8 protein-coding genes and 1 pseudogene are annotated in these 8,645 nt (G+C 43.7%); 3 read left to right on the top strand and 6 right to left on the bottom strand.

The window, feature by feature from the left end:
- Positions 1-400 precede the first annotated feature (400 nt).
- Together F6K38_RS26080 and F6K38_RS26075 are read right to left on the bottom strand one after the other, a co-directional pair.
- Positions 401-1,843, bottom strand: a complete 1,443-nt coding sequence (locus F6K38_RS26080; protein WP_287357959.1) for a flavin-containing monooxygenase — start codon at positions 1,841-1,843, stop codon at positions 401-403.
- A 234-nt stretch (positions 1,844-2,077) separates the two neighbouring features.
- Entirely contained in the window at positions 2,078-2,275 is a 198-nt protein-coding gene (locus F6K38_RS26075) for a hypothetical protein (RefSeq protein WP_154659970.1), read from the bottom strand.
- A gap of 47 nt (positions 2,276-2,322) precedes the next feature.
- On the opposite strand from F6K38_RS26075, the gene F6K38_RS26070 reads away from it, so the two are divergent.
- Positions 2,323-3,303, top strand: coding sequence for an SDR family NAD(P)-dependent oxidoreductase (locus F6K38_RS26070; protein ID WP_287293984.1), 981 nt, complete (start codon positions 2,323-2,325; stop codon positions 3,301-3,303).
- 23 nt (positions 3,304-3,326) lie between these two features.
- Entirely contained in the window at positions 3,327-4,145 is an 819-nt protein-coding gene (locus F6K38_RS26065; RefSeq protein ID WP_287357958.1) for an SDR family NAD(P)-dependent oxidoreductase, read from the top strand.
- 141 nt (positions 4,146-4,286) lie between these two features.
- Here the strand turns inward: F6K38_RS26065 and F6K38_RS26060 are convergent, their stop codons facing one another.
- The 3 genes and pseudogenes from F6K38_RS26060 to hisIE form a co-directional block, all read right to left on the bottom strand.
- Positions 4,287-4,730 (bottom strand): DUF4351 domain-containing protein, encoded by a 444-nt coding sequence (locus F6K38_RS26060; protein ID WP_287252261.1) that lies wholly within the window; start codon positions 4,728-4,730, stop codon positions 4,287-4,289.
- A 142-nt stretch (positions 4,731-4,872) separates the two neighbouring features.
- Positions 4,873-5,307: pseudogene (locus F6K38_RS26055) on the bottom strand (Rpn family recombination-promoting nuclease/putative transposase); the annotation flags it as partial.
- A gap of 148 nt (positions 5,308-5,455) precedes the next feature.
- Complete coding sequence (gene hisIE, locus F6K38_RS26050; protein WP_008190493.1) at positions 5,456-6,106, bottom strand: bifunctional phosphoribosyl-AMP cyclohydrolase/phosphoribosyl-ATP diphosphatase HisIE; 651 nt, start codon at positions 6,104-6,106, stop codon at positions 5,456-5,458.
- Between the two features lie 360 nt (positions 6,107-6,466).
- Between hisIE and hemL the strand changes: the two genes are divergently transcribed.
- Entirely contained in the window at positions 6,467-7,774 is a 1,308-nt protein-coding gene (gene hemL / locus F6K38_RS26045; RefSeq protein WP_008180065.1) for a glutamate-1-semialdehyde 2,1-aminomutase, read from the top strand.
- Positions 7,775-8,116: 342 nt separating this feature from the next.
- Here hemL and F6K38_RS26040 read toward each other — a convergent pair whose 3' ends face one another.
- Complete coding sequence (locus F6K38_RS26040) at positions 8,117-8,608, bottom strand: YajQ family cyclic di-GMP-binding protein (protein ID WP_008180068.1); 492 nt, start codon at positions 8,606-8,608, stop codon at positions 8,117-8,119.
- Positions 8,609-8,645 lie beyond the last annotated feature (37 nt).

Raw genomic sequence — 8,645 nt, 5'->3', positions numbered from 1 at the left:
GGGTCAAGGAATCGGCGTGAATCGGTTCAGTATTTAACTCAGTTTTGAGCACCGATATTTCAGTAACTTCAAGACCATGAAGCCACCTGACCAAATCAGCTGGGTAGTTTTCGGCGAGATATTTACATATATTATCGTAAGCCAAGGTAGTTATCTTTGGTTAAGACTACCTGGCCGAGTTTACAGGATTTGGTCAAAAAAAGCGATCGCGTAGCGTGGCCATAGGCCAATCCCTTAGCGGCTCATAAGCGAGCATCGCGTAGCGTGGCCATAGGCCAATCGCTTTTTTTGTGATTGGGCTTTTGGTCTTTTTGGCTTCCCCCTGAAATAAAAATCTGCTCTATCTCCCCCTCTTCCCCGCCTATCTCCTCAAAAGAATTGGTAGTCTTACCCGACTAGGCTAGGTAGAAATATAGTCATCAAAAATTGGTTTTCTTGTAGCCCACCAATATTGGATAGTATTACCAGGCCACAAAGCGAATACTCTGCCATCTTTATTTTGATACCAGCTCATACAGTTTTCTTTTGTCCACACCCTTTTTGCCATAGTTTTCCCTAAATCCTGATAATAACGTCTCATGGCTTCCTCCTTCACTTCCAGAGATTTCCAGTCTTCTGTGAGCATTTTATTCAAGCAGCCAATAATATAATTAACTTGGCACTCTACCATTAAAATAACCGAGCTATGACCCAAACCAGTATTCGGTCCTAAAAGACTAAAAAAGTTAGGGAAATTGGAAACAGAAATACCAAGATACGCTTCTGGTTCGTTGCCCCATATCCCCGCTAGACTCTCTCCGTTGCTACCACGTATATCCATTTTTTTGTAGGACAAAGAGTTAAATCCTGTAGCATAGATAATAGCGTCAACTTTATAGTCTTTTCCTGGTTCGGTTACCAGACTATCAGCCGTTATTTTATCTATCTTATCTGTAATCAATTCTACATTCTTTCGGTTCAGGGTTTGATAAAAGTCGTTATTAATTAAAATTCGTTTACAACCTGGTTGATAGCTGGGCATCACCGCATCCCGTACTCGGGAGTCAGCAATTTCCTGGTGTATGCGTTTTTCCAATTGTTTTCGCAGGTACTTACCGAGAAAACTTCCAGTAATGAATAGGGGAAAACTGATTAAGTCATTACGTAAGTATAGTAATCCCCGGTGGAGTTGCATCAGAATAGGGAAGTTCTTAAAATACCATTGCATCTGGGCTGAATAAGTCCCATCGTCTCGCTTAGTAATCCAGTTAGGAGTTCTTTGAAAAATCAATAGTTGTTTCACTTTTTTGGCAACTTCTGGGATAAATTGAACTGCACTCGCTGCAGTTCCTACAACTGCCACAGTTTTATCAGTTAAATCAAAGCTGTGATTCCATCTAGCTGAGTGAAACGAGACTCCTTTGAAGGTTTCCAAGCTACCCAAATTCGGTAGTTTGGGTAAATTTAAACCTCCCCAGGCACTGATCAGTATGTTAGCTGTTATAGTTTTATTATCAGCTGTGTCAACATACCAGAGGCAATTTTTGGCATTGAAATGGGCGCTAATAACCTCTTGATTAAAACGGATATGGGGATAAATATTGTATTTACGTGTGCAGTGTTCTAAGTATTTCAATATCTCTGGCTGAGAGGGATAAACTTGGTTCCAATCATATTTCATCTCAAAAGAGTAACAATATAAATGAGCGGGAATGTCACAGGCACATCCTGGGTAGTTATTATCCCGCCAAGTCCCTCCAATTCCAGAGTATTTTTCTAGAATAATGAAAGGTATTTTGGCTTTTTTCAGTTTAATAGCCATGCAGATACCAGACATGCCGGCACCAATAATAACTACTTGCATTTTTATTATTTTTATGTTATGATTACTGGTGATTATTCGTTTTATTGTTTAGTTGGATAGTTCCCAAAACGCGATAATCGAAGTTTAGATAAAAATCCCAACCAGCAAAGGTCAAAAGTGAGTATTCAGCTATCAGCTATCAGCTATCAGCTATCAGCTATCAGCTATCAGCTATCAGCTATCAGCTATCAGCTATCAGCTATCAGCTATCAGCTATCAGCTATCAGCTATCAGCTAATGCGCTACTTGAGGTGCTTTTGAATAAAACAAGTAAGCATTGGAATAATGCTGAGTAAAGTCACCTCCCAGCGTCGTTCGCACAGCGTGGCCATTCGCGTAGCGTGGCCGAAAGGCCAAGGCCAAAGCCTGTGCCACAAAACTGACGGCTGACGGCTGACGGCTGACGGCTGATGGCTGAATGCTTACGGTCAAAAAAATGCTACCATTAAATAATATAATAAATATCAAAAAAAGCAATTATGGGGAGCCTTGAAGGCAAAGTAACCTTAGTCACGGGTGCCAGCCGTGGTATTGGTAAAGGAATTGCGATTGGCCTTGGAGAGGAAGGTGCTACGGTATATATTACCGGTCGTAGTCTCGACAGTTCCAATGTCACAGAGGGAGTTTCCGGTAGTCTTCGGGAAACCCAATTAGCTGTGCAAGATGCTGGTGGTATTTGTATTCCGGTAATGGTAGATCATAGCGACGACCAACAAGTGCGCTTACTCTTTGAACGGATTCAAGATGAGCAGAAGGGACAACTGGATCTGCTGGTCAATAATGCGTTTTCAGGAGTGCAGGCATTGAAAGAGGGATACGAAAAACCATTTTGGGAATGCGTTGACAATCTTTGGGATGCTGTCAATGATGTCGGTCTCCGCAGCCATTATATTGCCAGTGTTTTTGCAGCTCGACTGATGATTCAGCGTCAGCAGGGGCTCATTTGCACCATCTCATCCTGGGGCGGCATGTCTTACATCTTTGGTGCCGCATACGGGGCGGGTAAAGCCGCTTGTGATCGACTTGCTGCGGATATGGCTGTTGAACTGAAGCCATATAATGTGGCATCCCTTTCGATTTGGCCAGGCATAGTTGGTACCGAGCATATTTCCAGTTTGGCTTTGCAAATGGGAGAAGATAAACCACGTAATCAGCAAAGCCAAGTGATCTCTCAAGGCTATAATTGGGAAACTCCTTTACTAACAGGGCGCGTTATTGCTGCCCTTGCTGCAGACCGAACTGTAATGCGCTTTACAGGCCGTGTTCGAATTGTTGCAGAACTAGCTGATTACTATGGAATCATCGATAAAGACGGTTTACGTCCGGTATCACTACGCTCTCTACGTTTTATAGCTCCAATGTTTTGGCCAGCATTAATAAAATATGCGTCGCTGATACCTAACATTAATGTACCCTGGTTTTTATTACTATGGGGAATACTCCAATCTCCTAAAATTTAACCCAGAGCAAAAATTTGAACCATATGAGTGATCTCCATGGAGCTGTGGTACTCATCACCGGTGCCTCCGGTGGATTCGGTCAGGAACTGACTCGGCAATTATTAGAAGCTGGTAGCCATTTGATCCTCACCGATCTTGATGAAACTCTTCTTAAAGAGCGTGCCGAAGCTATTCAACGGGAGGTTAAAACTGGGGATATACTTGCTCTTTTGGGGATTAATCTTTCTGAACGTGACGGATGCGAAACCCTTTATCGTCAGGTTAAAGACCTGGGAATAGAAATCGATATTTTGATCAACAATGCTGGCATTGGGCTTTTTGGTCGCATGGACGAAGTTCCTGGAGAAACATGGGAAAGGCTGATGCAGGTAAATCTGCTGGCACCAATGCGGTTAAGTTCTCTATTTGCCGCTGATATGATTAGACGTCGCCAAGGTCACATAGTTAATATTTCCTCTGCTGCTGGCTGGATAGCACCCGCTGGCATGGCTCATTATGGTGCTAGTAAATTCGGGTTGCGAGGATTCAGCGAAGGGCTTTTAAATGAAGTTAAAATTTACAACGTCAAGGTTACAGCTGTTTATCCCTTTTACAGCCGTACTCCCATTCTTCAGTCGGAACAGTACGGAACCCTTGCCAAAGAAAATCAGGGGTTGTCGGACTTTATAATAACTGATCCGGCTAAGGTCATGGCCGAAACGATTCAAGGAATTATTGATGATAAATCTCAGGTTTTTCCTGATCGAATGGCAAAAATTATCTCAGTTATTAAACGTTTTTTTCCCCAATTATTAAACTGGATTCTTAATGGGTTCAATCGGAAGCCAAAAGCCAATGTATAGGATTTATATAGCAAAGGAAACAGCGGATCATCGGAGTAGGGAGTAGGGATAAGCAAGGGTTGGGTTTGGCGAGAAGCCCACACTTACTAGGGTATGAAGTGTGGGAGCATGGCACTGAGCTTGGATGTGTACGCATCCGGTTTATTGTTGATGCTCAGCCAACCACACAGCTACATCGGTGACTGTCTCAAAATCCAACAGCGCCTCGCTCAACTCTTCCAATTGAGCAATAGAAAGCTTTTTAATCCCCTGTTGTAGCTGGTCGTCAACACTCCCAAACCGACGGGTCAGTTGACGTATAATGATTGAGTACCCTTCCTCTTGTTTTCCTTCGCGTTTTCCTTCCAGTTTTCCTTCACGTTTTCCTTCCAGTAAACCCAGTTGATGTCCTTTTTGAATGATCTTCTGATAAATTACAGACTCTTGCATCACGTCCTCCGGAAATAATTCTCCAATCAACCTTTGGTCGAACCGCAAACCGGCTAGTAACTGGGTACAAGCGGATATGTTAGTAAAAGCGGATGGTTCTTCAATCCTATCTACTTCTGCCGCCACTTGCTCTAATAATCGTTTAGGGACTTGCATGTAAAAAAAATACCAATTAAAGTAGGGTGGGCAAAGTTATCTTATCTATAAGACTCATTTGAACCAAAATGTTTTTGCCCACCCTACAAGCTAAAATCTGGTATTTTATTTTTTGGCTACTCCCTTAGGAGATTCACGCTTATGCCAGAGTGGCAAAGGGCAATAAGGCGGGATTGGCCAAAAATAGCTCAGGGTCTTGCTCCCACATCCTGATTACTCGATAGCCATGGCTGGTTTTACCCTCCAGCAACTGGTTAGTATATGCTTTGTTTGAGGTGGTGAACTTGAGAAATATCACTACCTGCTCAATCGGACAGTTATACTTTTCTTTCAGTCTGACCCAATACTTGAGCATTCTCAATGGTAGGGATGGCTTGGAAGCTGGCAGGGTTTGAAATTCCCATTGCAGGATTTGATTAGCGGTTTGTAGCAGCGTCAAGGAATCGGCGTGAATCGGTTCAGTATTTAACTCAGTTTTCAACACCGATATTTCAGTAACTTCCATACCATGAAGCCACCTGACCAAATCAGCTGGATAGTTTTCGGCGAGATATTTACATATATTATCGTAAGCCAAGGTAGTTATCTTAGGTTAACAGTACCTGGCCGATTTTACCGGATTTGGTCAAAAAAAGCGTACCCATCCATCGTGATTATGCTTTTGGCTTCCCCCTGTGATCAAAATCTGCTCCAATCACCCATTCTCTTTTTCCCCATCACCAACACTATCGACGGCGCTGTTGCAATTTGCGATAAACATCCCGTACATCAACCTGATGGTAAGCCATAGCAACTAGGCTGTGGTAGAGCAAGTCCGCTACTTCAGATGCGATCGCATCCGGGTCATCATCCTTACAAGCCATTACCACTTCTGCAGCTTCTTCCCCAATTTTTTTAAGAATCTTATTATCCCCACCCTTAAACAACTTACAGGTATAAGACCCTTCTACTGGATGGTCACGGCGATCGCAAATTATCTCAAACAACTGAGACAAGGTATCTGCTGGAGGGGCTACTTTCTTACTCTCCACTTGATGGAAACAGCTACGCTCACCGAGATGGCAGGCAATATCACCAATTTGTTCCGCCGTCACGAGTAAAGCATCACTGTCACAATCGTAGCGGATGGATTTTATCCTTTGTAAATGCCCAGATGTAGCACCCTTGTGCCACAATTCCTGACGAGAGCGACTCCAAAACCAGGTTTCTCCTGTATCGAGGGTTTTTTGCAATGACTCCCGATTCATCCAAGCCATCATTAATACCGTACCATCAAGGTAATCTTGGACAATGGCTGGCACTAGTCCTTGATCGTTGTAGCGAACTTGGTCAACTGGGATAGCTTGGCTAATGGAAGTCGGTTCAGATGCTGACATAGTTTTAGGCAACGGATGGAAACACCCAGCGGGTCAAACAGCTTTAATGAGATACACCCTACAAGATACCACCCCTGATATCCAATTGATCAGTATTGATCAGTAAATATTGATCAGTAAATCTGCATTCTTTCTTTACAAATTCAAAACGGATCAGTCTCCATAGGATAATAATCTCTTGTCCAGTATTGCCCCTAAGCCGAAGTTCCCTGAAGTGCGACCCAAGGGCGATTTACTCGCCCATTGGAAAGCGCACTTTGGCCGAAGTTACCTATTGCCCTGTTTAAGGGGGGTAATGGGGTGATCGCCTTTTCCCTTATTTTCAACTAACTCGTACACTATTAATATTAGGAGACTATTTTGGTTAGCACTACCTCGTTTAAAACCACTAAATCACAAGAAATTTTCAGCGCCGCCCAGGAGCTAATGCCAGGAGGGGTCAGCTCCCCAGTCAGAGCCTTTAAATCAGTAGGCGGAGAACCGATTGTATTTGACCAAGTTAAAGGAGCATACATCTGGGATGTAGATGGCAACCAGTACATTGACTATGTAGGTACCTGGGGACCAGCCATTTGCGGTCATGCTCATCCGGAAGTTATTGGGGCATTGCACCAGGCTCTAGACAAGGGTACCAGTTTTGGAGCTCCCTCGGCTCTAGAGAACGTGCTAGCACAAATGGTGATTGACGCTGTTCCTAGTATTGAAATGGTGCGGTTTGTCAATTCTGGCACCGAAGCCTGTATGGCAGTGCTGCGCCTGATGCGTGCCTTCACAGGACGGGACAAAATTATCAAATTTTCTGGCTGCTACCATGGTCATGCCGATATGCTGCTGGTACAAGCTGGTTCTGGAGTCGCTACTCTAGGTTTACCCGATTCCCCTGGTGTTCCTAAGTCTGCCACTGCTAATACCTTAACTGCTACCTATAATGACCTGGACGAAGTTAAAGCTTTATTTGAGCAATATCCCAATGAGATTGCTGGGGTCATCCTAGAACCTGTGGTGGGGAATTCTGGTTTCATCACTCCTGTGCCTGGTTTTCTTGAAGGCTTGCGGGAAGTTACTCAAAACCATGGCGCTCTACTGGTGTTTGATGAAGTGATGACTGGCTTCCGGATTGCCTACGGTGGTGCTCAGGAGAAATTTGGCATCACTCCTGACTTGACTACCCTAGGGAAAATTATCGGTGGTGGTTTGCCCGTGGGAGCCTATGGCGGACGAAAGGATATCATGTCCATGGTGGCACCAGCTGGGCCAATGTATCAAGCCGGAACCCTGTCTGGGAATCCTTTAGCCATGACAGCAGGCATTAAAACCCTGGAGTTACTGAAAAAACCGGGTACCTATGAACAGCTAGAGACTATTACTAAAAAGCTCTCCGAGGGATTGCTGCAAATTGCTAAAGATAGCGGTCATGCAACTACTGGTGGGTACATCAGCGCTATGTTTGGCATGTTCTTTACTGGTGTTCCTGTTCACAATTTCGATGATGCCAAAACCTCTGATTTATCCAAATTCACTCCTTTCCATCGTGGCATGTTAGAGCGTGGGATCTACCTAGCCCCCTCACAATTTGAAGCAGGATTTACTTCCCTAGCTCACACCGAGGAGGATATTGACCGCACATTAGCAGCAGCTAAGGAAGTCATTTCTGGTATCAAGCCATAGTAGTCTAGAGTGTAAGCATTTAGCTATCAGCTATCAGTTATCAGCTATCAGTTATCAGCTATCAGTTATCAGCTATCAGCTATCAGCTATCAGCTATCAGCTATCAGCTATCAGCTATCAGCTATCAGCTATCAGCTATCAGCTATCAGCTATCAGCTATCAGCTATCAGCTATCAGCTATCAGCTATCAGCTTATGGGTCCCAGCGTCGAAGCCTGTGCCACGCTACTTGATTTGCTTTTGAATAAAATAAGCTGAAGGCTGACGACTGACGGCTGACGACTGACGGCTGACGGCTGACGGCTGACGGCTGACGGCTGACGGCTGATAGCTGATAACTTACTTATCGATAGTTAGTAAATTGCAAAGCAATCGGCAAATCTTCTTGCTTCAACCGCTGGATGATATTTTGTAAGTCATCCTTAGATTTGCTAGTTACTCTAACTGAATCACCTTGAATCGAGGCTTGTACTTTTTTAAATTCATCTCGAATCAATTTGGTGATTTTTTTACTATATTCTTGGCTGATGCCTTTTTTTAGCGTGATTTCTTGGCGAACACGATTACCACTAGCTGATTCTATTTTACCATAGTCGAAGATTTTTTGCGAAAGTTCCCGTTTCGCAGCTTTGGTACGAAGAACAGTATGCACAGCATCTAGGGTAAATTCACTATCAGTATTGATGGTGATAGATTCTTCTCCTAATTCGACAGTGGTTTTAGTATCTTTGAGGTCGTAACGACTTTTGATTTCACGAATAGTTTGATCCACAGCATTGACCAACTCTTGTCGATCAAAATCACTAACAATATCAAAAGAATAAGTACTAGCCATAATTAATAACGGTCAGCGGTAGGCCGTGAGCAATGGT

This window comes from Moorena sp. SIO3B2 (assembly GCF_010692525.1).
Taxonomy (GTDB): Bacteria; Cyanobacteriota; Cyanobacteriia; order Cyanobacteriales; family Coleofasciculaceae; genus Moorena; species Moorena producens.
The sequence above is the reverse complement of the archived record's forward strand: the minus strand, read 5'-3'. Positions and strand labels throughout refer to the sequence as shown.

What these genes read in the sequence shown, in the direction of transcription:
- F6K38_RS26080 (WP_287357959.1), bottom strand. Translation starts at nt 1,843, where the DNA reads ATGCAAGTAGTTATTATTGGTGCCGGCATGTCTGGTATCTGCATGGCT.
- F6K38_RS26070 (WP_287293984.1), top strand. Translation starts at nt 2,323, where the DNA reads ATGGGGAGCCTTGAAGGCAAAGTAACCTTAGTCACGGGTGCCAGCCGT.
- F6K38_RS26065 (WP_287357958.1), top strand. Translation starts at nt 3,327, where the DNA reads ATGAGTGATCTCCATGGAGCTGTGGTACTCATCACCGGTGCCTCCGGT.
- F6K38_RS26060 (WP_287252261.1), bottom strand. Translation starts at nt 4,730, where the DNA reads ATGCAAGTCCCTAAACGATTATTAGAGCAAGTGGCGGCAGAAGTAGAT.
- hisIE (WP_008190493.1), bottom strand. Translation starts at nt 6,106, where the DNA reads ATGTCAGCATCTGAACCGACTTCCATTAGCCAAGCTATCCCAGTTGAC.
- F6K38_RS26040 (WP_008180068.1), bottom strand. Translation starts at nt 8,608, where the DNA reads ATGGCTAGTACTTATTCTTTTGATATTGTTAGTGATTTTGATCGACAA.